The sequence below is a fragment of the Herpetosiphon giganteus genome, from assembly GCF_016907925.1.
GTDB classification, from domain to species: Bacteria; Chloroflexota; Chloroflexia; order Chloroflexales; family Herpetosiphonaceae; genus Herpetosiphon; species Herpetosiphon giganteus.
This window is the reverse complement of sequence record NZ_JAFBCZ010000014.1, coordinates 14010-40108: the sequence shown is the minus strand read 5'-3', so window position 1 is coordinate 40108 and position 26099 is coordinate 14010. Positions and strand designations below refer to the sequence as shown.

The 26099-nt window shown below is 51.2% G+C and carries 23 protein-coding genes; 15 read left to right on the top strand and 8 right to left on the bottom strand.

The annotated features are described in order from the left end of the window. Positions 1-126 precede the first annotated feature (126 nt). The 5 genes from JOD20_RS13995 (at position 127) to JOD20_RS13975 (ending at position 4992) form a co-directional block, all read left to right on the top strand. Positions 127-429 (top strand): hypothetical protein, encoded by a 303-nt coding sequence (locus JOD20_RS13995; RefSeq protein WP_204755855.1) that lies wholly within the window; start codon positions 127-129, stop codon positions 427-429. Between the two features lie 148 nt (positions 430-577). Further along, positions 578-1651, top strand: a complete 1074-nt coding sequence (locus tag JOD20_RS13990; protein ID WP_054535056.1) for an inositol-3-phosphate synthase — start codon at positions 578-580, stop codon at positions 1649-1651. A 339-nt stretch (positions 1652-1990) separates the two neighbouring features. Then, on the top strand, positions 1991-2857 hold the full coding sequence (locus JOD20_RS13985) for a lysophospholipid acyltransferase family protein (RefSeq protein WP_204755854.1): 867 nt from the start codon (positions 1991-1993) through the stop codon (positions 2855-2857). A gap of 77 nt (positions 2858-2934) precedes the next feature. Continuing rightward, entirely contained in the window at positions 2935-3984 is a 1050-nt protein-coding gene (locus JOD20_RS13980) for a glycosyltransferase family 2 protein (RefSeq protein ID WP_204755853.1), read from the top strand. 234 nt (positions 3985-4218) lie between these two features. Continuing rightward, a complete protein-coding gene (locus JOD20_RS13975; RefSeq protein ID WP_204755852.1) occupies positions 4219-4992 on the top strand; it encodes an HAD-IIA family hydrolase in 774 nt (257 codons plus the stop codon). 52 nt (positions 4993-5044) lie between these two features. On the opposite strand, the gene panB is transcribed toward JOD20_RS13975, so the two are convergent. The 3 genes from panB to JOD20_RS13960 form a co-directional block, all read right to left on the bottom strand. Further along, positions 5045-5911, bottom strand: coding sequence for a 3-methyl-2-oxobutanoate hydroxymethyltransferase (panB, locus tag JOD20_RS13970; protein WP_204755851.1), 867 nt, complete (start codon positions 5909-5911; stop codon positions 5045-5047). A 418-nt stretch (positions 5912-6329) separates the two neighbouring features. Then, positions 6330-7145, bottom strand: coding sequence for a Rossmann-like and DUF2520 domain-containing protein (locus JOD20_RS13965; protein ID WP_204755850.1), 816 nt, complete (start codon positions 7143-7145; stop codon positions 6330-6332). Between the two features lie 465 nt (positions 7146-7610). Further along, positions 7611-8309 (bottom strand): lysoplasmalogenase, encoded by a 699-nt coding sequence (locus tag JOD20_RS13960; RefSeq protein WP_204755849.1) that lies wholly within the window; start codon positions 8307-8309, stop codon positions 7611-7613. Positions 8310-8425: 116 nt separating this feature from the next. Between JOD20_RS13960 and JOD20_RS13955 the strand changes: the two genes are divergently transcribed. Further along, positions 8426-9193, top strand: coding sequence for an MBL fold metallo-hydrolase (locus tag JOD20_RS13955; RefSeq protein ID WP_204755848.1), 768 nt, complete (start codon positions 8426-8428; stop codon positions 9191-9193). 69 nt (positions 9194-9262) lie between these two features. After that, positions 9263-9619: a putative quinol monooxygenase gene (locus tag JOD20_RS13950; RefSeq protein ID WP_204755847.1), complete on the top strand. Its 357-nt coding sequence runs from the start codon at positions 9263-9265 to the stop codon at positions 9617-9619. Here the strand turns inward: JOD20_RS13950 and JOD20_RS13945 are convergent. The 5 genes from JOD20_RS13945 to JOD20_RS13925 all read right to left on the bottom strand — a co-directional run bounded on the left by JOD20_RS13945 (position 9555) and on the right by JOD20_RS13925 (position 16801). Then, on the bottom strand, positions 9555-10370 hold the full coding sequence (locus tag JOD20_RS13945) for a mechanosensitive ion channel family protein (protein WP_110516272.1): 816 nt from the start codon (positions 10368-10370) through the stop codon (positions 9555-9557). The genes JOD20_RS13950 and JOD20_RS13945 overlap by 65 nt on opposite strands. A 538-nt stretch (positions 10371-10908) precedes the next feature. Further along, positions 10909-12159 carry a transcription termination factor Rho gene (gene rho / locus JOD20_RS13940; protein WP_083469902.1) on the bottom strand — a complete coding sequence of 417 codons (1251 nt, stop codon included), beginning with the start codon at positions 12157-12159 and terminating at the stop codon, positions 10909-10911. Between the two features lie 349 nt (positions 12160-12508). After that, entirely contained in the window at positions 12509-13495 is a 987-nt protein-coding gene (gene glpX / locus JOD20_RS13935) for a class II fructose-bisphosphatase (RefSeq protein ID WP_338034188.1), read from the bottom strand. Positions 13496-13738: 243 nt separating this feature from the next. Continuing rightward, positions 13739-14830 carry an nSTAND1 domain-containing NTPase gene (locus JOD20_RS13930; RefSeq protein ID WP_204755846.1) on the bottom strand — a complete coding sequence of 364 codons (1092 nt, stop codon included), beginning with the start codon at positions 14828-14830 and terminating at the stop codon, positions 13739-13741. Positions 14831-15121: 291 nt separating this feature from the next. Beyond that, complete coding sequence (locus JOD20_RS13925; RefSeq protein WP_204755845.1) at positions 15122-16801, bottom strand: acyl-CoA mutase large subunit family protein; 1680 nt, start codon at positions 16799-16801, stop codon at positions 15122-15124. Between the two features lie 388 nt (positions 16802-17189). On the opposite strand from JOD20_RS13925, the gene JOD20_RS13920 reads away from it, so the two are divergent. The 8 genes from JOD20_RS13920 to JOD20_RS13885 all read left to right on the top strand — a co-directional run bounded on the left by JOD20_RS13920 (position 17190) and on the right by JOD20_RS13885 (position 26099). Continuing rightward, positions 17190-18725 (top strand): nicotinate phosphoribosyltransferase, encoded by a 1536-nt coding sequence (locus JOD20_RS13920; RefSeq protein WP_204755844.1) that lies wholly within the window; start codon positions 17190-17192, stop codon positions 18723-18725. Positions 18726-18962: 237 nt separating this feature from the next. Beyond that, the gene (nadC, locus tag JOD20_RS13915) at positions 18963-19808 is read left to right on the top strand and encodes a carboxylating nicotinate-nucleotide diphosphorylase (RefSeq protein ID WP_239583859.1); all 846 of its coding nucleotides are present in this window, start codon (positions 18963-18965) and stop codon (positions 19806-19808) included. Between the two features lie 114 nt (positions 19809-19922). Continuing rightward, positions 19923-21683, top strand: coding sequence for a cellulase family glycosylhydrolase (locus JOD20_RS13910; RefSeq protein WP_204755842.1), 1761 nt, complete (start codon positions 19923-19925; stop codon positions 21681-21683). Between the two features lie 88 nt (positions 21684-21771). Continuing rightward, positions 21772-22998 (top strand): endo-1,4-beta-xylanase, encoded by a 1227-nt coding sequence (locus JOD20_RS13905; RefSeq protein WP_204755841.1) that lies wholly within the window; start codon positions 21772-21774, stop codon positions 22996-22998. Positions 22999-23109: 111 nt separating this feature from the next. Then, positions 23110-23484 (top strand): hypothetical protein, encoded by a 375-nt coding sequence (locus JOD20_RS13900; RefSeq protein WP_054535040.1) that lies wholly within the window; start codon positions 23110-23112, stop codon positions 23482-23484. 9 nt (positions 23485-23493) lie between these two features. Next, positions 23494-24339, top strand: a complete 846-nt coding sequence (locus JOD20_RS13895; RefSeq protein WP_204755840.1) for a hypothetical protein — start codon at positions 23494-23496, stop codon at positions 24337-24339. A 9-nt stretch (positions 24340-24348) separates the two neighbouring features. Next, positions 24349-25320 carry an ABC transporter ATP-binding protein gene (locus JOD20_RS13890; protein ID WP_204755839.1) on the top strand — a complete coding sequence of 324 codons (972 nt, stop codon included), beginning with the start codon at positions 24349-24351 and terminating at the stop codon, positions 25318-25320. Then, the gene (locus JOD20_RS13885) at positions 25320-26099 is read left to right on the top strand and encodes a hypothetical protein (RefSeq protein WP_204755838.1); all 780 of its coding nucleotides are present in this window, start codon (positions 25320-25322) and stop codon (positions 26097-26099) included. Before JOD20_RS13890 ends, JOD20_RS13885 begins: the two co-directional genes overlap by 1 nt.

Genomic DNA, 26099 nt, shown 5'->3' with positions numbered 1-26099 from the left:
GGAGTACTGGGTGTGTTTGAATTGTAGCATATTCATGCCACAGCAATTACCCCCTAGCGGTTTCAACATCCACTGATAACTGATCTGCGTAGCCAAGGCTAGCGCAATCACAGGAAGGAGCATTGTATGTTCAATGCCCAACAACGAACCGTTTTAGAACGCCAAGCAGTCAGGCTGTTTTGCCAACATGTTGAAAACTTCTGGCATGATTTTGTGCCACCGCAAGGCTATGGGATTCTTGATGGCGACTCGTTGCAACCACCACAATTTCCAGCAATTCGTCGCAACTCAATGGCAATCGAAGCCCATCCTTCTGATCAGCAATCATTCTTTGTGGTGTGTCAACGCCGCGATGCGATAAATGGCAAGTGGTATCGATTACAACGCTTGTTTAACTACCAAATTTTAGCCAATTTGGCTGTAAGTTAAGCAAAAATAGGCCAAAACGTGGTCTAGCAATTGCACAGCTTGATTAAGCTGTGCAATTTGCTATTGTTGCTTGCCAATGGATTTTAACTGGAGTACAATTTTTCCTTGGATAGAGCTTCCGTTCAGCCATTTAAGGAGTTGTGTCGTTTTGAGTAAGAAAATTCGCGTAGCCATTATCGGCGTGGGCAACTGTGCCTCGTCACTCGTTCAAGGGATTGAATTTTACAAAAATGCCAACGAGAACGACCGCATTCCTGGTTTGATGCACGTCAATCTTGGTGGCTATCACGTCAGTGATATTGAATTTACCGCTGGCTTCGATATTAATATTACGAAGGTCGGCAAGGATTTGTCTGAGGCGATTTTCGCCGAACCAAACAATACCTATAAATTTTCCGAAGTGCCCCACTTGAATGTGCCAGTCTATCGCGGCATGACCCACGATGGTTTGGGCAAATATCTGAGCCAAGTGATTGAAAAAGCACCTGGCTCAACCGCAGATATTGTTAAAATTCTGCGCGATACCAAAACCGATGTGGTGATTAGCTATCTGCCAGTTGGCTCGGAAATGGCCACCAAGTGGTATGTTGAGCAAATTCTCGAAGCTGGCTGTGCCTTCATCAACTGTGTGCCAGTCTTTATTGCCAGCCAAGAATACTGGCGCAAACGCTTCGAAGAAAAGAATTTGCCAATTATTGGCGACGACATCAAGTCGCAAGTTGGCGCAACCATCGTGCACCGCGTGCTGACCAACTTGTTCGAGCAACGGGGCGTACACTTGGATCGCACCTATCAATTGAATTTTGGTGGCAACACCGACTTCTACAACATGCTCGAACGCGAACGCTTGGAATCGAAAAAAATCTCCAAGACCAACGCCGTTACCAGCCAATTGCCCTATGGCTTGCCTGACCAAAACGTCCACGTTGGGCCAAGCGATTATGTGCCATGGTTGACCGACCGCAAATGGTGCTATATCCGCATGGAAGGCACAACCTTTGGCAACGTGCCATTGAACGCCGAAGTTAAGCTTGAAGTGTGGGATTCGCCAAACTCTGCTGGCGTGGTGCTCGATGCAATTCGCTGTGCCAAGTTGGCGCTTGATCGAGGCGTTGGCGGGGCTTTGTACGCACCTTCATCGTACTTTATGAAAACCCCACCAGAACAATACACCGACGACGAAGCTCATCGCCGCACCGAACAATTTATTGCTGGCGAATAGTTGAGGGAGAACCTAGAGCATAGAGCATAGAACAGAGTTGGCTAGTGGCTGATGGCTATTGGCTATCGGAATATGGTCGGATTAACCAATGATCCTCCATCATCAAAATTCAATTCCAAGCTTTTATGTGTACTGGTTCATTTGGTTGGCAACCATAGTTCATGCCCTCACCCCCAGCCCCCTCGCCCACTGAACGCGGGCGAGGGGAGCGCTGGTCTCGTGGTTCCCCCTCGCCCGCGGGCGGGAGAGGGGGCTAGGGAGTGAGGGGGCAAACCGTCGTTAATCCAATGAACCAGTACATTTATGCTCTATGTTCTATGTTCTATGTTCTCAAGCATTATGAACACACTACAACTGTATCGTTTGGCAATGCGCTGGTTGCCGCGCTTCCCCAATTGGCTGGTATATACAGCCTGCGATGTTTGCGCTCTCTTGGCGCTGTTTAGCCCCAAACTCCGCCGTAACACCAGCTCGAATCTGGCTCGGGTTGCGCCCAAAACCAAAGGCCTCGCCCGCTTGTATATGCAATCGCGGGTGGTTGCCAATGTTTTGCGCCATTATGCCGATCTCGTGCGCTTGCCAGCTTGGAGCCTAGAGCACATGCGCCAACGCTTCGATTACTCGGGCCTAGAGCATTTGCAGGCATTGGCCGAAACTGGCGGCTTGTTGGTGGTTGCCCACACTGGCGCGTTTAGCACAGGTCTTTCGGTCTTGGCCGCCCATGGTTTGCCCGTGGTGCTGGTTGTCGAGGCCATCGAGCCACCAGAATATTTGCAGTTGGTCAAAGAATTGCGCGAAGCCCATGGCGGCGAGTTGATTGTGCTGGGGCCAAATGCAGGCCGCGAAGTGCTCAAAGCGCTGCGAGCGAAGAAAATTGTCGTTTTAGCAGGCGATCGCGATTTGGCTTCGCAAGCGATCAAAATTCCCTTCTTTGGCGAGTTGGCTGATGTGCCGATTGGCCCAGCGCGCTTGGCGTTACGCGGTTGGCCAGTGGCGCTTGGCAGCTGCGCTTGGTTTGGTGCAAATGAGCCATTCTTTCGCGTTGATCCCATTCGCCATTTTCAGGCCTTGCCCGATGAAAACGCCGACCAAGCAGCAGAACGAGTAGCGCGTGAAATGCTGAGCTATTTGGAAACCTGGATTGTAAAGTGGCCCGAAAGTTGGGGTGTGTTGCAACCAGTTTGGCCTGAGCGCACCAACGATTGAATTTCGTGCTACTATTGGCCGATACAGGCAATCTGCTGATTCGCTGAATAACTAGCATACAAAGGAAGGCCACGCCCATGGCCACGATGCCAATGAGTGAAACCTATATTCAACCAAGCGAACCGACACGCAGCCATCCTTGGCGAGTGATTATTCAAATTCCCTGTTTGAACGAAGAAGAAACCTTGCCAGCAGTGTTGAATGATATTCCCTTGGATTTACCCAATGTGCATTTTGAAACCCTCGTCATCGACGATGGCTCGACTGATCGCACGGTTGAGGTAGCGCGTGAGCTTGGGGTTAACTACATTGTGCGCCATCGTGGGCGCAAAGGCCTGCCAGCCGCTTTTCAATCGGGCATGGATGCAGCGCTCAAACTTGGCGCTGATATTATCGTCAACACCGATGGCGACCATCAATATCCAGGCTCAGCAATTCCAGAGCTGATCAAGCCAATTTTAGAGGGCAAGGCCGATATTGTGATTGGCGACCGCCAAACCCAAAACGTCGAGCATTTTTCAACCCAAAAGAAATTACTGCAACGGGTTGGCAGCTGGGTCGTGCGGGTTGCCTCCGATACCGATGTGCCCGACGCGCCCAGTGGTTTTCGGGCCTACTCCAAAGAAGCTGGCTTGCGCTTATATGTCACCAGCGAATTTTCCTACACGATTGAAAATTTGATTCAAGCAGGCAAGCGTCGCCTGCATGTTGATCATGTGGCGATTACCACTAAACCAACCAGACCATCGCGCTTGCATCGCGGCAATTTCAATTTTGTGAAGCGCCAAGGTGCGACAATTATTCGAACCTATGCCCAATATGAACCGCTTAAAACCTTCACCTATTTTGCGCTGCCGTTTCTGCTAATTGGCGGCGGCTTGCTGCTGCGCTTTATGATCTACTACCTGCTTGATCCGAATCAGACCTATACCCGCTATTTACAATCGGTTTTTATTGGCGGCGTATTTATGATTGTCGGCATTTTGACCTTCTTCATTGGCATTCTGGCCGACTTAAGCGGCAACAATCGCCGAATCAACGAAGAAATTCTCTATCGTTTGCGCAACCTTGAAGTCGAGGTCGCCCGTCGCTCACCACCCAACGAAGGCCAAGAAATTCACGAGTAGTTACGCAAATCAGAAGTCAAAAATCAAAAGGCAGAAGATCCACGACCGAACGCAGAGGCGCAGAGCGGATGAGGCTCTAGGCTTTTGGCTATCGGGGATTATTTGGTAATTCCAACCATTGTTCCGATAGCCTATCGCCCATAGCCAATAGTCATCGACCCATTCATCCTTCATCCTTCATCCTTTCGGATTATAATAGGCCTATCGTCCCGCATTTGTTTTGGGAGGCTTGTGATGAATCAGTTTGATGATGTACGTGCCGTGTTATGCGATATGGATGGCGTATTAGTCCACGGCGCGCAAATTATTCCTGGCGCACCGGAGTTTTTGGGTCGGCTTCGCGCTTCAGGCCGCAAATTTTTAGTCTTGACCAACAATTCAATTTATACGCCACGCGATTTGCAAGCACGTTTGGCACGAATTGGCTTGCCCTTAGAAATTGAAGATATTTATACCTCTGCCTTGGCCACCGCCAAATTTCTCGATTCGCAACGGCCCAATGGCACAGCTTTCGTCATTGGCGAGGCTGGACTGACCAATGCGCTCTATGATGTTGGCTACACCATGACCGAGCATGATCCTGATTATGTGGTGATTGGCGAAACGACATCCTACAGCTTTGAACGGATCACCCAAGCTGTGCGTTTGGTTGCCGCTGGCTCGCGCCTGATCGGCACTAACCCTGATGTTTCGGGGCCATCGGAGCGCGGCATTTTGCCAGCATGTGGCGCAGTTGTAGCCTTGATTCAAGCTGCGACCAATGCCGAGGCCTATTTTGTGGGCAAGCCTAACCCAGTGATGATGCGCACCGCATTGCGCACTATCGATGCCCACGCTGCCGAAGCAATGATGATTGGCGACCGCATGGACACCGATATTATTGGCGGCACCGAGGCTGGCATGCGCACCGCCCTCGTGCTTTCGGGCATGATGACCCGCTTGGATGCAGAGCGCTATCCCTATCGCCCAACCGCAATTATTGAATCGGTTGCTGAATTGTTCAATTAAACAGCAAACGTCCGCTGTGTCTTAGCAGCGGACGTTTGTTTCAATCAATAATTTAGACGCTGACTTTGGCAGCTGTACCGAGGCTGACTGCCTGTTCACCGAGCGCTTCGGTTAACGTCTTAGCATCGATCACGCTGCTATTGGCGGCAGTTGGAAAACTCCGCTCGCGCACTTCTTGGGCATATTGATTCAGCGCTTGCTCAATCGTGCTGCCCAAATCGGCGTAGCGCTTGGTATGGCGGGGCAGATGATCGTTATACAAGCCCAAAATATCGTGCCAAACTTGGACTTCGCCATCACAGCCAACCCCTGCGCCAATCCCAATCGTTGGAATATGCAACCGCTCAGTGATGGCTTTGGCCAAGGCAGCGGGAATTAGCTCTAGCACAATCGCAAACGCCCCAGCAGCTTCCAAGGCTAAGGCATCTTCGAGCAACTGGCGGGCATGAGCAACGGTTTTGCCCTGTACCCGCATGCCAATTTGATTGACCGATTGCGGCGTAAAGCCCAAGTGACCCATCACCGGAATGCCCAAATCGACCAAGCGGCGCACAGTCGGAGCCATATTCACGCCACCTTCAAGTTTCACCGCGCCACAACCGCCAAGCTGCATCAATTTGCCAGCATTTTGGATGGCCTGTTCAGGGCTGGTATAGCTCAAAAATGGCAAATCGCTGACCACAAGGGCTTTGCTGCTGCCGCGCATCACGGCCTTGGTATGATAGACAATTTCATCGATGGTGACGGGCACAGTTGAGCTATTGCCCTGCACGACCATGCCCAACGAATCGCCCACCAAAATCAAGGGAATATCGGTGCGATCGATCAATTGGGCACTGGTGTAGTCGTAAGCAGTTACCATCACCAAGCGTTCGGCTCGATCTTTCATCCGTTGAATATCGCTCAATTGGGTTCGCATAGGTAGCTCCTTTGCTTGGTTGATAAAGAATTGTGTAACGTTCTGATCCACGAAGGGCACGAAGGGTAAGGCTATGGGCTTTTGGCTATGGGCTTTGGATCTAAAGTTTCTGACAAACCTCGATAGTCCAAAGCCACTGAAACCGCGAAGAACGCGAAGGGCACGAAGGGTAAGGCTATGGGCTTTTGGCTATGGGCTTTGGATCTAAAGTTTCTGACAAATCCCCGATAGCCAATAGCCTCCAGCCAAAAGCCATCCTTCCTCTGCGCCGCTGCGTTAAAAACAGACCCCGCTCTTTCGCCCCTATTTTGAATTCAGCCTTCTGCCTTCATCCATCATCCTTTTCTATGTTCTATGTTCTATGTTCTATGCTCTATGTTCTTACGTTCATCCTTCATCCCTCATCCTTCATACTTTTCTATGTTCTCAATAACGGTTGGGTTGCCTCAATGCAGGCTCGATACAAGCGTGCAATCTCGGGAGCATTGGCATCGAGCGCCTGAAGATGGCGTTCGACCGTGCCATAATCGCCGCGGGCCAAGGGGCCAGTTAATGCTTGCGGCAAGCCAAGCCGCGCCAAATTCTCGACGTTATCGCGCAGTAGGGGTACGAGTGCTTGCAAGGCTTCTGGCCCCGACCAACCGCAAAGTTGCAGCAAATCGACGGCTCGCGCCGCAAGGGTAATGGCATAATTAGCTGAAAGCACGGCGGCACTGTGATACAGCACTTTATGCTCGGCCTGCATTGGGCGTGGAATTCCGCCAACGGCCTGCACAAGCTCGGCCAGCACAGCATACAGCGCTGGTTCAGCCTCGATTGCCCAAGTAATTGCTTGCGGCAAGGGAGTGGTGCGGCTGGCAAACGGAGCTAATGGATGGCAACTAGCAACCTGCCAACCACGCAATTGCAAGGGTTGCAACACACTGCTAGTCAAAGCGCCCGAACAATGAGCCACAATGCCAGTGCTTTGCGGCAAGGTTGCGGCGAGTTCTTGGGCTAACGGGGCCAATTGATCATCGGGGATAGTCAGGAAAATGAGTTGGGCTTGGGTAAATAACGCAGCAGGTGTTAGCACCGAGCATTCAAGCTGCTGGGCCAACATCTGGGCCGACGTTGGTGAACGTGAGGAAACGCCAGCAATCGGATAGCCAGCCTGCTTTAAGGCCAAAGCCAAAGCAGTACCAACCTTGCCTGCGCCAAGCATGCCGACCGTCGGTCGAGCGGAAAAAGCCATAAAAAAACCTCCGCAACGCCGAATCGCGTCAGCCGAGGAGAACGAAGCACATCACTGTGTACTTACCATCTCGGTCGGTTGCGATCCAAGTGGTGTTTGAAACCAGAAAATGAACCAGTGCTTCCCGCCAACAATGGTCGAGAGCATGATCATTGTAGCACGTTCTGTTAAATGTCAATCAATCCAAGCAAAATTGGCTTGGTTTGGCTTTTAGCGCTGTGCTTGAATGATAGATTTAGCCCGATCTTTAGGATCTTCGCGGCTCCGATCGAAAACTCCTGCACTCCAAAAATTATTTCGCCACCCTTCCGTCCCTCCGCCGGAGGGAAACGCCGGGGGTTTTCATCCCCCAGCACCCCCTAAATCATATTTTGTGGAATGTTCTTGTCATTACTAATCCCCAATTCGGTGTTCTTCGTGCTCTTCGCGGTTCCGATCCCCAAACCCCAGCCTCCGATCCCCAGCTTACAACAACCACGCTATACTATAGACAATCAAGGCTTGGGCTGGGCCATAGGTAAACCAAACCACGTCGCCAATTCCGCGCCAATGAGCATTATTGAACAATTGGGTGGCCAACACTAAATCGCTAAGCAAAAACAGCGCAGCCCCAACTGCAAAGGTCGCCATCGGCAATTGCTCCAAGGCCACGCCGGTTGCAACCCCGGTTGTGCTCGCCAGCAAAAGCGCATAGGGCAAGGCAACTTGATGCAAACGGCTTCGCGAGCTATCGTGCCAGACGATCATATACCAGCCAATCGCCCCAACAATCATCCAAATGATCCAACTCAGCCAATCAAAGCGTTCGATGCGCAAGCCAGCGCTAATGTAGGCAACGTGGCCCAAGCCAAACGCGCTCATTCCACCAAGCACATAATTTTTAATTGGAAAGACTTTGGCCATAAATAAATCGCCTAAAAAGCCCAAACTCATGCCAACGGCGAGCAATAAGGCCGTCAGATTGTGGGTTTGGCGCAATTGCCACCACCAACTCCAAGCCGCCACAACTAAGATCGCCGACGATCCTAAACGTCCCCAAAGCGTCATGCGCCGCGTGCCTTCTGGATTGGGCCGCCCAAGCACAAACCCACCAACGAGCACAAGCGCCCAAGCAATCAATAATCCAGTCAACCAAAGCTGCATCGGGCCGGAGAGTGCGTCCATACTGGCTCCTATAGTGGCTACAAAATAGTAATTTTGCACCCTTGTCTGGTCTTTTGTGGCCTATTATACTAATTGCTGCGCTTTCTGCGCATCTTTCACGACCAAAGGAGATCATCGTGAACAATTTAATTGTGCTTGGTTCTGGCACGGCACTTCCCGATGCTGAGCGTGAAAATAGTGGCTATGTTTGGCAAAGCGAGGCTGGTTTGGTCTTGCTCGATTGCGGCGGCAGCCCATATCGCCGTATGCTCAAATATGGGCTTGATCCACGCCAACTGCGGGCAATCTTCATCTCGCACAATCACCCCGATCATCTGATGGGTCTGCCGAGTTTGTTGTTACACCTGTGGCTAGCGCAACACAACGGCGAATTATTGGTTTTTGGTAATCAACGCACAATCGCGACCGCTGAGGCAGTCATCCAAGCAGCCGATTTGGGAATTCATGCAATTGTGCCAAGCTTTCAAACAGTAGCCGATGCTGGCGGCACAATCGAGCTGCCATTCGATTTAGGCGCAAGTTTTACCAGCGCAGCAACCTATCATAGCCGCCCAACCTTGGCCTTGCGCATCGATCAGCCAGGCAAACGGAGTTTGGTCTATGGGGCTGATAGTGGGCCATGCGAGACACTGGTTGGACTAAGCCAAGGCGCACATACATTAATTCATGAATGCACGGTGTCAACACCGTTCGAAACTCATTCAACGCCTGAACAGGCTGCAACTGCTGCCCAAAGCGCTGGCGTGCAACGGCTGATTCTGACCCACTATAGCCCAATCAATACAGCGCCAGAGGCCGAAGTGTTGGCCCGCGTCGCCAAGATTTTCCAAGGCGAAGTTTTGATCGCCCATGATGGTGCTGTTTTTGCATTGAGCGAGGCATAAGCATGCTAAGATAGCGTTGTGGTTACGGCCACCTCTTTTTGTGTCACTTCCCAATAAGGAGCTACGCCAATGGTTGTGCGCTTAGTTCGGTTAAAATTTGCACCCGAACATGTAGCAGAATTTCTTGCATTTTATGCTGAATGCGAGCCAACAATTCGCCATCAAGAAGGCTGTTTAGCCTTATCGCTTTTACGTGAAACTGGCGACCCAACCGCCTTTGCAACCTGGAGCACCTGGGAATCAGGCCGTGACTTGCAACGTTATCGCCGCTCGGAGTTTTTCCGTGGTTTTTGGCCACGGGTCAAATCGTTGTTGCGCGAGCCTGCCGATGCAGTTTCTTACGATGCATTAACTGGCGATGCTATTCCCGATTTTCATCCGCAGCCAACACATGGTGCTCCGTTAACGCCGCTTGCAGCTGAGTAATCAAGCGCTCACGCACCGCCGGAGCCATACTATAACGAGCCTTAACTTTTAATGTAATCGTCGTCGTTACTGCACCAATCTCACCATCTTCGCTGATGATTTCAGGGGTTTCGATCACATCATCGCCTGGATCGCTGATCACTTGGTGCAGAACGACCATCGTTTCATCAAGTTTGGTGGTTGGTACGGTTAATTTAATGCTAGCTGGCGACCATTTGCCACGCGTAAAATTGCGAATCGTGCGAATATCGCCATTTGGCACCAGCCAAAGCTCGCCCGACTCACCACGAATATAGGTCATGCGCAAACTAATTCGTTCAACGCAGCCCACCACTTGGCGATCACCAATCTCCACTTTATCGCCTAAGGCAAATTGATCCTCGAACAGCAACGTAATGCCACCCAGAAAATCGCTCACATATGGGCGGGCGCTAAAGCCTAAGCCAGCGCTAAACAAGCCCAAAAAGGTAAACAAAGCGCTTGGCTGCACAAACATGCCCAAAATCAAAAACAACGAAATTAATATCGCCAAGCCATTGGTTAACGACGAAACCAAGGCCCGCAACGTGGTGCGGCGGCGCTCGCTCAGGTTATGCCGCAAGAGTTGGGCATTCGAGAGAAAAGCGCGCCGAATGATGACGCTAATTGTTCGAGCGGCTACAGCAACCACTAAAAAGGTAATTGTGCCACGAAGAAGGTAGTATGCAATGCTATTTGCTGGTGGTAAATAGGGTTGAAGCCAATCGAACATAGGGTTCCTCTGCTAAATCTTTGTGCCGCAGTATGCGGCAAGTCGCATGCCACAGAGTAGCATAGTATAAGGATGAAGGATGAGGGATGAAGGGTAAAGCAAAAGTCAAAAGGCAAAAGTCAAAAAGGCACTGGGAAGGATGAAGGATGAAGGGTAAAGCAAAAGTCAAAAGGCAGAAAGCAAAAATCAAAAATAAGAACAGAGAGCATACGAAAGGATGAAGCATGAATTATGAGGGATGAAGTGAGAACATAGAACATAGAGCAAAGAACATAGGAGTTGGAGTTTGGGGATTATGTGATTGGCATTGGGCTAGGAGAAATTAGAATCAAATAAATCTGTGCAATCTGTGGCTAAAAAATTATTCGTGCAATTCGTGCAATTCGTGGCTAAAATAATCTTCTTGTAGCTTCGTGTCCTTCGTGGATCAAAACGCAATTTCATCCTTCATCCCTCATCCCTCATCCTTCATCCTTAAAAAAAACGCTTCCCTGCCCTCAATGAATGAGAACAGGGAAGAATCGCGATGAATCGAATCCTAGAGGCTCTTGTTGAGCGTCAGCAAGAACTCATCGTTGGTGCGGGTTTTGGACATGCGCGTCAGCACCAATTCGGTGCCTTCGTTTTCGCCCAACATACTCACCATCCGCCGCAACGTCCAAACTTGGCGCAATTGCTCAGGCAAGAGCAACAATTCATCGCGACGCGTTGAAGAGCGGGCAATATCGACTGCAGGATAGGTGCGGCGTTCAGCTAAGCGCCGTTCTAAGTGCAATTCCATGTTGCCAGTACCCTTGAATTCTTCGTAAATCACGTCGTCCATGCGGCTACCAGTATCAACCAAACAGGTAGCGATGATCGTCAAGGAGCCGCCGCCTTCGATGTTACGGGCAGCACCAAAGAAGCGCTTCGGGGGATAGAGCGCAACCGGATCGATACCACCAGTCAATGTCCGACCTGATGGCGGCATATCCAAGTTGTAGGCGCGGGCCAAACGAGTGATTGAGTCCATCAAAATCACCACATCTTGGCCACCTTCGACCAAGCGCTTGGCTCGTTCGAGGGTCATTTCTGAAACTTTGGTATGGTCTTCGACTGGCTCATCGAAGGTCGAGGCAATAACTTCGCCACGCACTGAGCGCCGCATATCAGTTACTTCTTCTGGGCGCTCGCCAATCAACAAGACCATCAAGTGGGCATCTTGATAATTGGTGGTGATACCATTGGCAATCGCCTTCATCAACATCGTTTTACCAGCTTTGGGTGGCGAAACCAACAAGCCACGCTGGCCACGACCGATTGGTGCAATCAAATCAACCAAACGGGTTGAGAGAATTTGCGGCTCGGTTTCCAAAATAAAGCGTTCATTGGGAAAAATCGGGGTCAATTTTTCAAAATGGGGGCGCTTGCGAGCTTGCTCAGGGTCCATGCCATTAACTAATTCAACCCGCAGCAAACTATAGTAGCGTTCACTTTCCTTGGGTGGGCGAATTTGGCCGGAGATGCGGTCGCCAGTGCGGAGGCCAAAGCGACGAATTTGGGTTTGTGAGACATACACATCATCGGGGCCAGGCAGCATCCGATCGCTCCGCAGAAACCCGAAACCATCAGAAACGATGTCGAGAATCCCCGTGTTGAAAATATTGCCTGCTTGTTCAGTTTGAGCCTGAATTAATTTGTAAATGAGGTCTTGTTTCTTGAGGCGACTATAGCCAGAGATATCTAACTCCCGAGCCATTTCTTGGAGGTCGCTCAACGTTTTGTTTTCTAAATCAGCAAGGTTGACCACCGTGCTATCCTCCTACGATGAATTCTTACAGCGGGCGTGCATCATCCGACCTCTTCAAAAAATCAATGGCGTTGCGTGGCGAACTAATAGCATAGTTCAACCAATATGCCGCACTACCATGCGTTCACGGACGTGCCCACAATGGGAAGCGATCTTGTGAGGGGATGTAACAATGAGTTGTGTTTTAAATAGTTGGCTGCTGTTTGGAGATGTGTGAATGTGACGCTGGAAGGGGATTCCCAAATGCGTCGCACGCAGTATACCACGACTGACAAAAGCAAGCAACGCCATTTTTCGCATGACGTTGCCCAATTTTAAGCAATTTCTAACTTATGCAGCAATGATAGATTTAGTGCTCAGCAAACGGCAAATCTGAGATCCGCATCAATTTATCCCAACGGTGACGAGACTCGATGTAGCGCACTGTGCCAGAGGCCGAACGCATAACCAACGAGTGAGTGGTAGCACCCCACCCAAAAAATTGTACGCCTTTGAGAAAATCTCCGGTCGTAATTCCCGTCGCCGCCCAAAAAATATTGTCTCCTTGTACCAAATCGTTGGTCGTGTACACTTTTTCGAGATCCAAGCCATTCTGACGGGCTAGGTCGCGCTCACCATCATTGCGAGGCCAGAGCTTACATTGAATCTCGCCACCAGTACACTTCATAGCACAGGCCGAAATCACCGACTCTGGTGCTCCGCCAATGCCCATCAGAATATCTGCGGGGGCCTCAAGCATACTCGGCATGAGGCTCGCTGCAACGTCACCATGCAAAATCAGCTTAATCCGCGCACCCATTTCACGAATCCGCGCAATAACATCGTGATGACGGGGCCGATCAAGCACAATCACGGTTACGTCTTCGACCCGTTTTTTAAGTGCTTTGGCAACGCTTCGGATATTGTCCTCGACCGAAGCATTGATATCAATACTACCCTTGGCCGATTCGCCAACGGCAATTTTATCCATGTAGACGATTCCAGGTGGGTTGAACAGACTGCCACGTTCGGCTGCTGCGACGACCGCAATTGCCCCCGGCATCCCTTGCGCCAGCAAGGTTGTGCCTTCAACCGGATCGACCGCAATATCAACCTTTGGTTCGTTGCCGTTGCCGATTTGCTCGCCAATGTAGAGCATCGGTGCTTCGTCTTTTTCGCCCTCGCCAATCACCACAATCCCATCCATATCGGTGGCATTGAGCGCAAAACGCATGGCATCGACCGCCGCACCATCGGCTTCGTTCTTATCGCCCCGACCCATCCAGCGGGCTGACCGTAACGCAGCCGCTTCCGTTGCCCGTTGGAGATCAAACCCCAAATTACGCTCCAGCTTCATGCCAACCTCCTTGTTGCGCAATATCATCGCTTGCGAGCTTTACGATTATTCTAAAAATGCGATTGTACCATATTTCGCAAAGTCGGCAGCAATTGATGATTGCTAACGAGCACAATCAAATTTGTAGGATGTTGAATTAAGCGTGTGAGCCTTTGGTTCGCCTAACTGCGGCTGATAATACCATAGTTTTTTACCACAACGTAGTAGGTTCTTAGTCCTAGTGTCAATCAGCATGCGTGGGAACTATTTGGGGGCAAAACGGCCCACCAAGGGCAGCCAGCGCGTGGCTCGCACATAGATATGGCTGAGTGCGCCATTGCCACGCCAGCGCACCATCGCATGGGCCAAGCCAACCCACATGCCCAACACCGCCAGCCCAACCACAAGGCCCAACCATGAGCCAACCAAATAGCCAAGCAATACCGCCAGCGAAAATAAAATCAGCATAATCAAAAATTCGCTCGGGTCGTCGGCTTTGTAGGTGCGTGGGCGTTGCGGTTCTTCGGCTTTGGATCGTGGTTTGCTCGGCTGAGCAGGATGTTGCTTAACCTTGGTTGGCAGGGCTTCGCTTTCAATTGTTGTGCTATAGCCACCCAATCCATTACTGGCATGGGCTGCTTGCTGTTGCTGCTCACGAAACACTTGCTGCCAATCAAATCCCGTTGTCGCCTGCGACTGTGCCCACGTTTCCAAGGCCAATTTGATTGCAGCGGGATAGCCACCAGCCAAATTGATAACTTGGTTAATCGTGGCGGGATCAGGCTCAAGCTTGGCACTTTGGGTCAGGGTATCAATTAAACTGCGCACTTCGCGTTCAGGCATTGGCGGCAGCGTGATTTGGCTGAGCGTGCTTTGTAAATCGGGCGCAACGTGATCAAGCGCTTGGCTGCTAGCCGCTACAATTTGCAAAAAGCCTTGGTTAACCCAACCGCGCAACGCACTGCGCACAACGCCAATCCAGCCCAAGCCCGCTGCTTCCAAATCGTCGAGCAACAGCAACATTGGCGGGGTATTGGTTTCGTTGAAAGCTTGGGTAAGGCTTAGCTCATCATCGCCGTTGGCGCGCAAGGCCCGCAACATTGGCGAATACAGATCACGGGCATCGTTAACCCGCGTTAGGCTAAGAAAAACAACTTGGGGAGGCTCGTCGAGCACCATGGCCACTGCTTGGCCAATATGATGCAGCAACGAGGTTTTGCCGCTGCCTTGCGGGCCGATCACTGCACACGAGCGACCAGCCGCCAAGGCTTCGTTAATTTGAACAATTTCACGCTCACGCCCAACAAAGTCGCGCGGATCGTGGATGGGTGTTGTGGAAAAATAGCGTTGTTTCATAAATTAGAGCATAGAACAAAGAGCATAGAACATCATAAAGCGTTAGCTGAACATACGTCTATGATACTCGAAACTTAGCAAGTTCCAAAGAGCAATGTGTACTGGTTAATTGGATTTGCAATCAAGAACATGCCCTCACCCCCAGCCCCTCTCCCACTGAACGCGGGCGAGGGGAGCACGGGTTGCGTGGTTCCTCCTCGCCTCGCGGGCAGGAGCGGAGGCGAGGGGGTGAGGGGAATCGTCGTTAACGCACTGAACCATTACAGCTATGTTCTATGTTCTTTGTTCAAATTAGACAATCATCACTTCTTGATACACGCCAAAGACTTCGCGCAACACATCGCACATTTCGCCCAAGGTGGCATAGGCATTGACCGCTGCCAAAATTGGCTCCATCAGATTGTGATCGCCTTGGGCTGCTTGGCGCAAATCATTCATAGCTGCCGACCAACGTGCTTGATCACGTTCGTTGCGCACTTTGTTCAAACGCGCCATGTGTTTGCTCTCGCCGTTGGGGTCCATTTGCAAAATTGGAATTTCAATTGGGTCGTCAACGGTGTATTTGTTGACCCCAACAAAGCCGCGCTGGCCGCTATCGACCTCTTGCTGGAAGCGATACGACGAATCGGCAATTTGTTGTTGAATCCAGCCTTTTTCCAACGCAGCTTCCATGCCGCCTTGTTCCTCGATCCGCCGGAAATAATCGAGACATTCTGCTTCCATGCGGTTGGTCAAGGCTTCAACAAAGTACGAGCCAGCCAACGGATCGACGGTGTTGATCACGCCGCTTTCTTCAGCAATGATTTGCTGGGTACGCAGCGCAATTGTCACGGCTTTTTCCGATGGCAAGGCCAGTGCTTCGTCCATGGCATCGGTGTGCAACGATTGCGTGCCGCCGATGACCGCTGCCAGCGCTTGAATTGCGACCCGCACAATGTTGTTTTCTGGTTGTTGGGCGGTCAGCGAAACGCCAGCGGTCTGAGTATGAAAACGCATCCACCACGAGCGCGGATTTTTCGCGCCATAGACATCACGCATTTGGCGTGCCCAAACTCGCCGTGCAGCGCGATATTTGGCAATTTCTTCGAAGAAATCGTTGTGGGCATTGAAGAAATAGGAAATTCGTGGCGCAAAATCATCAATATTCATGCCGCGTTTGATACAGGCTTTGACATAGGCCAAACCATCACCAAGCGTAAAGGCCAATTCTTGGGCCGCAGTTGAGCCAGCTTCACGAATGTGATAGCCGCTGACCGAAACTGGATTCCACTTGGGCATGTGTTGGGCCGCAAATTCAATCGTATCAACGACCAAGCGCATCGATGGCGCAATTGGAAAAATATATTCGTTTTGGGCTGCATATTCTTTGAGAATGTCATTTTGGAGTGTGCCGCCCAATTTGGCGCGCGGAAAGCCGCGTTTTTCAGCCGCCGCAATATACATCGCCCAAACAATTGCCGCTGGCGAGTTAATCGTCATCGATGTGGTCACTTGATCCAATGGAATGCCATCGAACAAAATTTCCATATCGGCCAAGGAAGTGACGGCCACGCCACACTTGCCAAATTCGCCTTCAACCAAAGGATGATCGGTGTCGCGGCCATAGAGAGTTGGCATATCGAAGGCGGTCGAAAGCCCAGTTTGGCCTTGGCTCAGCAAATATTTGAAGCGGGCATTGGTTTCTTCTGCTGTGCCAAAACCAGCAAACATGCGCATTGTCCAGAGCTTGCCGCGATAGCCCGTTGGGTGAATCCCACGGGTATAGGGGAACTCGCCAGGAAAGCTAATATCCTTGGCATAATCGGTATCAGCAATATCGAGCGGCGTATACAACCGCTGAATCGGCTCGCTTGAGACGGTGCTAAATAACGCCGGACGTTCAGGAGTTTTCTGGAGCGTCGGAGCCAGCGTTTCATCGTTCCAGCGCTCCTGCGCCGCCCGCATTTGAGCTAACTGATCGGGACTAAACATCGTCGTTTCCCCCTTGGGTTATGAAAAATCTCAACGTTCATGCGATATGCATCCATTGTAGCAAAGAACCGCCAAGATAGAACATAGAACATAGAGCATAGAACATAGAGCATAGTGAAAGGATGAAGGATGAGGGATGAAGTCAGAAATCAAAAATCAAAAGGGATCAGGCTCTAGGCTATTGGCTATTGGAAATTTCTTGAAATGGCAACAATTGTTCCGCTAGCCCAAAGCCCAAAGCCTAGAGCCAATTTCCCTTCGCTTTCTTCGCGCGCTTCGCGGTTCCATCCTTCGTGCTCTTCGTGTCCTTCGTGGATCATATTGCATTTCTCATTAATTAGTGTATTATAGACACTAAGTCAATTTACAATTGTAAAGGACGTGATAGATGACAACGCGCTTTCAACATGGCATTCTCTTTACTGATCAATATCAGCTAACCATGTCGCAGGTTTATTATCGTTTGGGGCTGCACGAGCGACCAGCCTTGTTCGATCACTATTTCCGTGCCTATCCCAACTATGGCGCACATGCTGCGGGCTATGCGGTAGCCGCAGGGATGCAACCATTGCTCGAATGGATGGATACGGCACGCTTTGGCGAGGGCGAAATTGGCGCACTTTCGACCATGAAAGGTCGCACTGGCCAACCTTTGTTTAGCAGCGATTTCTTGGGCTGGCTGCGCAAATATGGTGATCTGCGCAATCTGACGATTCGTGCAATTCCCGAAGGCCGCGTGGTGCACCACACCGTGCCAATGACGATTGTCGAAGGCCCGCTGGTATTGGCCCAAATTCTCGAAACGCCGTTGCTTAATATGCTCAACTTCAGCACCTTGATTGCCACCAAAGCGGCGCGGGTGCGCGAGAGCGCTGGCGATGGCTTGTTTTTGGAATTTGGCTTGCGCCGCGCCCAAGGCTGGGGAGCCAATTTGGCCACGCGCGCGGCATTAATCGGCGGCGCTGACACCTCATCGAACGTTGGGGCAGCGCTCGATATGGGCGTGCAACCAAGCGGCACGCATGCTCATAGCTTGGTCCAAACCGCCATGGCCTTGGGCATGGGCGAATTAGGTGCATTCGAAGCCTACGCCGAAGCCTATCCCGACGACACCTTGCTCTTGGTCGATACAATCAATACCTTGGAAAGCGGCGTGCCGAACGCAATTAAGGTGTTTGAAAAACTGCGCCGCCAAGGCCACAAACCCGTTGGCATTCGGCTCGATTCTGGCGACTTGGCCTATCTCAGCATTCAATCGGCCAAAATGCTCAATAGCGCTGGCTTTCCCGATGTTTCAATTGTGCTCTCCAACAATCTCGATGAGCTGGTGATTTGGCAAATTCTGACCCAAATTCGCGCCGAAGCGCCGCGCTATGGCCTTGAAGCCGATGCAGTGATCAAGCGCTTGGTCTTTGGGGTTGGCACGCATTTGGTCACATCGTGGGGCGAGCCAGCCTTGGGTGGCGTGTATAAATTGGTTTCATTATTTGATCGCGATACTTGGAAGCCTGCAATCAAGCTCTCGGAAAACCCCCAGAAAACGCCAACGCCTGGGCGCAAAGCAGCATGGCGAGTCTATGATAGCCGTGGCCGTGCCAGCGCCGATGTTCTGACCTTGGATGACGAACATCCACAGCAAAGCGAAGCGCTGAATTTGTATCATCCAACTGATGCAGGCAAACAGCGCACGCTCACGCCTGCCGACCACACCATTGAAGCCTTGTATGCCACGGTGCTCGATTCTGGGCGGCGCGTCGTCGATGTGCCCGATTTGGCCGAGTTGCGCGAACGCCGCGTGCGCGATTTGGCGCGGCTTGATCCTGGCGTGTTGCGCTTGGTCAATCCCCACATCTATCACGTTTCGCTCAGCCAACGCTTGTGGGAATTGAAACAGAACTTAATTAAAGAGATGCGCAAAAGCTAAATCTGATCATATTAATGAGCAGATGCGTATTTGATGACGTATTTATAAAGATTTTTAATAAATTTATTATTCAATCAGCCAAATCGATACTGCCAGAGAATCCTGTGAGCAATACCATTGAGCATGGGTTGTTTGCAGGATTCGTGGTCGCTTGGGCAGATTGATCCCCGCAACAAGGATTTTTATGCTATGATTGACAATCGAAACCCAATGTACAAGGACAATGGTGTTTGTGCAATGTACCTTCCTCAAGCAACTCAACGCCTGATTGAATTGGCGTTAGCAGAAGACCTCGATGGTGGCGACTTAACATCATTAGCCACAATTCCGGCTGATTTAACAGCCAAAGCCCATGTTTTAGTTAAAGATCAAGGTGTGCTCGCAGGAATGGAGGTTGCGGCGGCGGTTTGCCGTTTGGTCGACCCAGCCTTGGAGTGGCAAGCAGTGCTGAACGATGGCGCAGCAGTTGAGTATGGCACGATTGTGGCCTACCTCAGCGGGCCAGCCCGTTCGGTGCTGATGGCTGAACGCACCATGCTTAACTTTTTGCAGCGGCTTTCGGGCATTGCCAGCAAAACAGCATTGTATGTTGCCAAAATCGCCGGAACCCAAGCCAAACTCGTTGATACCCGCAAAACCACGCCAGGCTGGCGCGCTTTGGAAAAAGCTGCCGTTCGCGCAGGTGGCGGAGCCAATCATCGGTTTAATTTGGGCGATGGTGTCTTGATCAAAGACAATCATCTGGCGCTTGGGGGCCACGATATTGTTGGCGCAGTGCAGCGAGCACGGGCTGTCGCGCCGCACACCACCAAAATCGAGGTTGAAGTTGAAGATTTGGCGGGGGTACAAGCAGCACTTGATGGGGGAGCCGACATTATCATGCTTGATAATATGTCAATTGAAGCCATGAGCGAAGCGGTGCAGTTAATTGCTGGGCGCGCTTTGGTTGAGGCTTCTGGTGGTATTACGCTTGAGCGAATTCGGGCCGTTGCCGAAACGGGAGTAAACCTCATTTCGTGCGGCGCGATTACTCACTCAGCAGTTGCGCTCGACATCAGCTTGGACATTGCAATCAATTCGTAACGTGCTCATCAGTAGGCTATAAGCAATTTATCAGGTTGGGCATGCTACTATTACGCAGTCAGACCTAAGCAATTGCTTGCGAACGATTTAGTGCTTCGATAAAAGGAGAATGCCATGCGACGACGATGGGTTCGTCTTGGCCTGCTCATGCTTATTGCCATGGGCGTAGTGCTACCTGGAACCAAGGCCGAGGCTACACCGCCGCCGCCTTTAGCCCAGTATTTCCCCGAAACCGGGCAATCAGCGGTCAACTATTTTTGGCAATTTTGGAAGAATACGCCAAACGCTATGCGCGTGTTGGGCTATCCTATTTCTTTGCCATTTGTCCAAGAAAGCTTTACCGAGCCTGGTAAATTCTATTTGGTGCAATATTTCGAACGTGCCATCTTAGAAGAGCACCCTGAAAACTTCAATCACCCAACCAATGGCAACAAATACTTTGTGCTTGGGCGGTTGTTGGGCAAAGAATTGGCCAAGGGTCGCGAAAACGAACCAGCCTTCAAGCCAGTTGCTAACCCCAACAATGGCACGGTTTGGTTCCCAGAAACCGAACACACCTTGACCAACACACCTGGCCCATTCTTGACCTTCTGGCGCAATTATGGCGGCCTGTCGGTGTTTGGCTATCCTTTGTCGGAGCCATTCCAAGAGCTGAATCCCGATACAGGCAAAGTCTATTGGGTTCAATATTTCGAGCGTAATCGCTTCGAATATCACCCAGAAGAAAAGCCTGAATATCAAGTATTGCTTGGTTTGTTGGGCAAACAATACTACAACGAACACAAAGACGAGCCAAAATTGGCAGTCAAGGAATGGTTCTTCCGCTATCACACTCGTGACGAAGCCATTCCAGCCGATTTTATCTATGGCTATAATGTCCAAGCGTTCTACCAAGAACGTGATCGCTTGTATCAATTGGTCAACAATGCAGCCTTCGGCTGGATTCGCCAACAAGCACCGTGGGAAGATCTCCAAGCTGCCGACGGTACAATCTACTGGGGCGAGTTGGATAAAGTCGTCAACGAAGCACACGCCAAAGGTATTAAAGTTCTGTTGAGTGTCGTGCGTTCGCCGGAATGGGCGAGCGAAAATGGCACCCACGGTTTGCCATCACGCCGCAACTTCCCTAAATTTGGCGATTTCATGCAGCGCATGGCGCAACGCTACAAAGGCAAAGTTCAAGCCTACGAAATTTGGAACGAGCAAAATTACGCAATTGAAAACGGTGGCGTAGTTGCAACCGCTTCATATTATGTCGATATGCTCGAATATGCCTACAAAGGCGTGAAAGCTGCCGACCCAGAAGCAATTGTCGTTTCTGGCTCGCCAACGCCAACCGCAACCAATCGCAGCGATATTGCAATTGATGAGCTGATTTACTTCAGCCAAATGTTTGCAATTCCTAAATTCTGGAGCAACGTCGACGTAATTGGGGCACACTTCGGTGGCACCTACAATCCACCAGATACCAAGTGGCCAGACAATCCAGGCCCAGGCCCAGGCTGGCGCGACAACTCAGAATTCTACTGGCGACGGATCGAAGATGTCTATCAAGTGCTGGCCAACAGTGGCAACGGCGACCGCCAAATTTGGGTAACCGAAATTGGCTGGGCAACCGCCAACACCAGCCCAGGCTTTGAATATGGCAACTCGAACACCCTCGAAGAACAAGGCGCGTACCTCGAACGAGCAATGTATATGGCTCGCTACGATTACGCTCCATGGGTTGGCGCAATGTTCGTGTGGAACTTAAACTTCGCGGTCACATCATTTGATCCGCTGCACGAAACCGCTTCGTTCGGGGTATTGAACCCTGATTGGAGCCCACGCCCAGCCTATACCCGATTGCAACAGTTTGCAGCAACCCATAAATAATTAACCGAGGTCGGTTTACACAACACGAAGATCACGCTCTGAAGCCAGTGTTTGATCTTCGTGTTTGTTGTCTGACGAGGAGTTTGATATGCGAAAATTACGCTGGTTAAGTGCTGCCATAGGCTGTTTACTCGCAGTTAATATCTTGGCAGCCTGTGGTGGCGATAGCGCTCCTACCGCCCAACCAACGAATCCTGAGGCAGCTACTGCTACGCCGGAAACTGCGGCCCCAACCACGGGCACGAACCCAGCAGTTACCAGTGGCAACCCATTAAGCTTGCCCTATTTGCAATATGGCGCAGCTGCCCAACTCTACTATACTGATCGGAACCGCGCCTTAACTTTGATGAACAACGCCAGTTTCGATTGGGTACGCCAACAAATTCAATGGAAAGATATTGAAGGCCCCAAGGGCAACTTTGGCTGGGGCGAGCTTGATGCGATTGTCGCCGATGCCAACGCCAAAAATATCAAAGTGCTGTTGAGCATTGTGCGTTCGCCTTCGTGGGCACGCGCCGATGGCACCAACGGCATGCCCGATAATATCAAAGATTTTGGCGATTTCGTCGAGGCCTTGGTGGTACGCTACAAAGGCAAAGTCCAAGCCTACGAAATTTGGAACGAGCAAAATCTTGATCACGAAAATGGTGGCTCACGTGAGTCAATCGACGCAACCAAATATGTCGATCTCTTGGTTGAAGCCTATAATCGGATCAAACCGATTGATCCTGAAGCATTTGTGATCTCAGGCGCGTTGACTTCAACCGGCGATTCGCCAGCAGCAGTCGATGATATGACCTACTTTGAGCAAATGTTCAGCTACAAAGATGGCATTTTCAAAGATCATATCGATGGCGTGGGTTTCCATCCCTCACCATCGTACAACCCGCCTGCGACCCTTTGGCCCGATATGCCAGGCCCAGGCCCAGGTTGGCTCGAAAGCCCAACCCACTACTTCCGCCATATCGAAAACCTCAAAATTTTGATGGATAAATATGGCATGAGCGAGTATCAGGTGTGGGTGACGGAGTTTGGCTGGGCAACTCAAAATACCAGCCCAGGCTACGAGTATGGCAACGAAATTAGCCTTGAACAACAAGGCCAATATGTGCTCGATGCCTTGCAAATGACCCGCCGCGATTATCCATGGGTCGCCACGATGTTTGTGTGGAACCTCAATTTCGCGGTAACCTCGCCCGACCCGCTTGATCAAACGGCCTCGTTCGGGATTCTCAATCCCGATTGGAGCCCACGGCCAGTCTTTGAAAAAATTCAAGGCTTTGTTAACGCCGTCAAGACCGAAGAAGGCCGCTAAACCATTGATTCGGCATAGAGCACACGCTGTATGCCGAATCAAACTCCTCACGCAATAGCCCCCCAGACTCTGGTATACTAGCACGCGGTTTCATACGAAATGGAGGTCAGCGTGATTGCGGTTTATCACCTAAATGCTGGCTCAACCGGCATCGAAGTTCGCATTTTAGCCGAGGCTATCCGCAGCGCGCGCAACCTAACCTGGGCAGCCACTCCGGCCCATGCTGATATTTTTGTGCTGACCGGGCCAATTCCACTCTTGTTGCGCCCAGCACTCATGAATGTTTGGCGCGATTTTATCGTTGATCGTGCGCCGCTGATTGCCTTGGGCCGCGCCAGCATCGATGGGCATCCGTTTGGGCGCGGCGGCTTGGCCGAACTGCCAGAAATTCAGGTTGCTGCGAAAATCGATGGCGATCCGCCGACAGTGACGGCAATTCAGGCTGGCATCGTTCAGGCACTCAACGCCCGTACCGCCAAACACTAAAGGTCGCTTATGAATACATTAATTGAACAATTGATTGCTGCGTTGCTCTACCCAGGCATGCTTACCACAATGCTCTTGACCCTCGCCGTGATTGGGATTACCAAGTTGCACGCGCCCGGGGGTGGCTTGAGCCGCGGGCTATTAGCGGCATTGCGAGGCAAAACCTCGCTTAGTCTGGCAATCGCAGCGCTCTTGGGCTTAATTGCACCTGCATTTTTGCCATGGGCTGGCTCACCGCTGGCAACTCCGCGATTAGGCCAATTGTGGCTAGCTTGGGCCTTGCTCGAAACCTCGTTTATGCTGGCGCTGATGCCTGGTTTGCAAAGTTTGGCGGCTTCGAGCGTGCGCGCAGCCATGCGTGAGGCCCAATTGAGTAGCGCAGGCCGGATTGTCTTGTGGTTGGCCTTGGGCGTTGCGCTCTGGACAGGCGATAATTGGCAATGGAACATTGTGCCAGCGCGGGTGTTGGCCTTGATTGCCGCAGCCATGGCGTTGCCGGTTGCACTGGGTTGGGGGCCATTTGCCCACGATTGGAGCTTAACGCCTGGCGGCCCCGAAGCCGAACTCAATCGCGCTAGCGCCGAGCTAGCCCAGTGGGGGCGGGCAATTCGTGCAACCGTCCTGCTCACATTAATTCCACTATTGGGCTTTCCAATTACGGCAGGCTTGCATTGGTCACTGCACATAGCCTTGACCGTTGCCACGACCTTGGCCTTGGCTGGAGTTGGCCGCTACATCAACGGCTCAACCGTGCGCCAGCCGTTGAACGAAAGCTTGCGTTGGTGCTATACGCGCGCCTTGCCAGTGGCCTTGCTCAGCGGCATTGTCTTGGTTGTCATGCAGCGTTGGATGTAGGGAGAAGGTATGACAGCACTCTTGCTTGAAAAGATTGTCAAAAGTTTTGATACAACCACGATCTTGCGCCAGTTGAATTTGATGGTCCAAGAAGGCCAAGTTTATGGATTGCTGGGGGCAAATGGCGCTGGCAAATCGACCTTAATTCATTTAATTATGGGCTTTTTATACCCCGATAGTGGCCGGATTGAGGTTTTTGGCAAAACGCCTGCCGCCATGCACGGCCAAATTGGCTATTTGCCAGAACGCTTGCGCTACCACACCCATTGCAGCGCCCGCGAATATTTGACCTATATGGGCAATTTTGGCGGCCAACGTGGCCCAAGCCTCGCAAGTCGGGTCAACGATTTGCTCGAATTGGTGGGCCTGACTGAAGCCGCCGATAAGCGCATGCGCACCTATTCCAAGGGGATGACTCAGCGGGTTGGGATTGCCCAAGCCTTGCTTGCCGACCCGCAACTCTTGCTGATCGACGAGCCATCATCGGGCCTCGACCCCCAAGGCCAACTCGAAATGCGCGATCTCCTGCTCGATCTACGCAGTCAAGGCCATACAATTTTAATTTGCTCGCACCAGCTTGATGAGATCGAGGCGGTTTGCAATCGGGTGGGCATTTTAGTCCAAGGCGCGCTGGCCGCCGAAACCGATTTAGCCCAACTAACGGGCACCAATGGCATCGTGCTGACACTGAAAGAAACTCCAACCGATGCGCTCGATTTTGCCTTGCGTTCGATTGACCCCAGCATTGTGCGCGATGATCGCTTTATCACCGTGCCCGAGAATAACCCAGCCTTGCAAGGGCGGTTATTGCAATTGCTGCTTGATGAAGGCTACACAGTGTCGAGCTTGCAACCGACGCTTGGCAATCTGCGCGACCTGTACCTGCACGTTGTATCGGGCAAAGAACCACCAGCAGAAATGCAGCCCCAAGCACCGCTGGCAATTCTTGATAGTTTGTTAGCGAACGAGGAGCAGCAATAATGGCAAAGCTTCGGCAAATTTGGGCTTGGACAGGCTTTATCTGGAGCGAATATAAACGCTCTGGGCGTTTCTTAATTGAGTTTGGCGCATTAATTATTTTTGCTTATGTGTTTCTGCGCAAACCAAATACAGCCGCCCAGCTCACCGCAACTCAATTCTTTGGCATGACCGCCATTTTTGTATTATGTCAAACAATTTTCACTACCACAATGATGGCAGGTATGGGCAATCGACCACAGGGCTATGTCGTTTTAGCGCGCTCGCTTGGGCGCAAAGGCTATTTGGTTGGCTTATTTTTAGTCGCTTTTTTAATTAGCCTAATGAATCTGTTGCTCTGCACGCTAATCGTCACGCTGATCAATAAACCTGTTTTGTGGGATGCAGTGATTTGGGGCGCTGGCGCGTTGCCGCTTATTTTAGATATTGCCTTAGTAACCGCGTTGGTGCTGTTGCTTTCCAGCTTGGTCTTATCGCAAGGCTGGCGCTTGAGCATTTTGGGCGTAGTTGCCTTGGCTTCGTTGAGCACCAGCGATATTTTTACCAATACCTTTGCCCCGAATGGCAGCTTGGGCAAAATTTTGGCCGCTATTCGCACCATCGTTGGCATTCCATTAACGCCGCTTTTCGCAGGCTTTGAGCTAGCCGTTACCCGCCAAGCCTACGAGAGCAATATCAATCAAGCCTTGGCAATTTTGGGTGGTCAAATGGCCCTGTTAATTGCGGTCAGCGCCTTTGGCTTTTTTGCCTTTGAACGCCGCGATATTATTCTAGGAGCCTAA

Bases quoted from the DNA above. Each gene is read 5' to 3' on its own strand.
- JOD20_RS13995 (WP_204755855.1), top strand. From the start codon at position 127: ATGTTCAATGCCCAACAACGAACCGTTTTAGAACGCCAAGCAGTCAGG.
- JOD20_RS13985 (WP_204755854.1), top strand. From the start codon at position 1,991: ATGAACACACTACAACTGTATCGTTTGGCAATGCGCTGGTTGCCGCGC.
- JOD20_RS13980 (WP_204755853.1), top strand. From the start codon at position 2,935: ATGGCCACGATGCCAATGAGTGAAACCTATATTCAACCAAGCGAACCG.
- JOD20_RS13975 (WP_204755852.1), top strand. From the start codon at position 4,219: ATGAATCAGTTTGATGATGTACGTGCCGTGTTATGCGATATGGATGGC.
- panB (WP_204755851.1), bottom strand. From the start codon at position 5,911: ATGCGAACCCAATTGAGCGATATTCAACGGATGAAAGATCGAGCCGAA.
- JOD20_RS13965 (WP_204755850.1), bottom strand. From the start codon at position 7,145: ATGGCTTTTTCCGCTCGACCGACGGTCGGCATGCTTGGCGCAGGCAAG.
- JOD20_RS13960 (WP_204755849.1), bottom strand. From the start codon at position 8,309: ATGGACGCACTCTCCGGCCCGATGCAGCTTTGGTTGACTGGATTATTG.
- JOD20_RS13950 (WP_204755847.1), top strand. From the start codon at position 9,263: ATGGTTGTGCGCTTAGTTCGGTTAAAATTTGCACCCGAACATGTAGCA.
- JOD20_RS13945 (WP_110516272.1), bottom strand. From the start codon at position 10,370: ATGTTCGATTGGCTTCAACCCTATTTACCACCAGCAAATAGCATTGCA.
- glpX (WP_338034188.1), bottom strand. From the start codon at position 13,495: ATGAAGCTGGAGCGTAATTTGGGGTTTGATCTCCAACGGGCAACGGAA.
- JOD20_RS13930 (WP_204755846.1), bottom strand. From the start codon at position 14,830: ATGAAACAACGCTATTTTTCCACAACACCCATCCACGATCCGCGCGAC.
- JOD20_RS13925 (WP_204755845.1), bottom strand. From the start codon at position 16,801: ATGTTTAGTCCCGATCAGTTAGCTCAAATGCGGGCGGCGCAGGAGCGC.
- JOD20_RS13920 (WP_204755844.1), top strand. From the start codon at position 17,190: ATGACAACGCGCTTTCAACATGGCATTCTCTTTACTGATCAATATCAG.
- nadC (WP_239583859.1), top strand. From the start codon at position 18,963: ATGTACCTTCCTCAAGCAACTCAACGCCTGATTGAATTGGCGTTAGCA.
- JOD20_RS13910 (WP_204755842.1), top strand. From the start codon at position 19,923: ATGCGACGACGATGGGTTCGTCTTGGCCTGCTCATGCTTATTGCCATG.
- JOD20_RS13905 (WP_204755841.1), top strand. From the start codon at position 21,772: ATGCGAAAATTACGCTGGTTAAGTGCTGCCATAGGCTGTTTACTCGCA.
- JOD20_RS13895 (WP_204755840.1), top strand. From the start codon at position 23,494: ATGAATACATTAATTGAACAATTGATTGCTGCGTTGCTCTACCCAGGC.
- JOD20_RS13890 (WP_204755839.1), top strand. From the start codon at position 24,349: ATGACAGCACTCTTGCTTGAAAAGATTGTCAAAAGTTTTGATACAACC.
- JOD20_RS13885 (WP_204755838.1), top strand. From the start codon at position 25,320: ATGGCAAAGCTTCGGCAAATTTGGGCTTGGACAGGCTTTATCTGGAGC.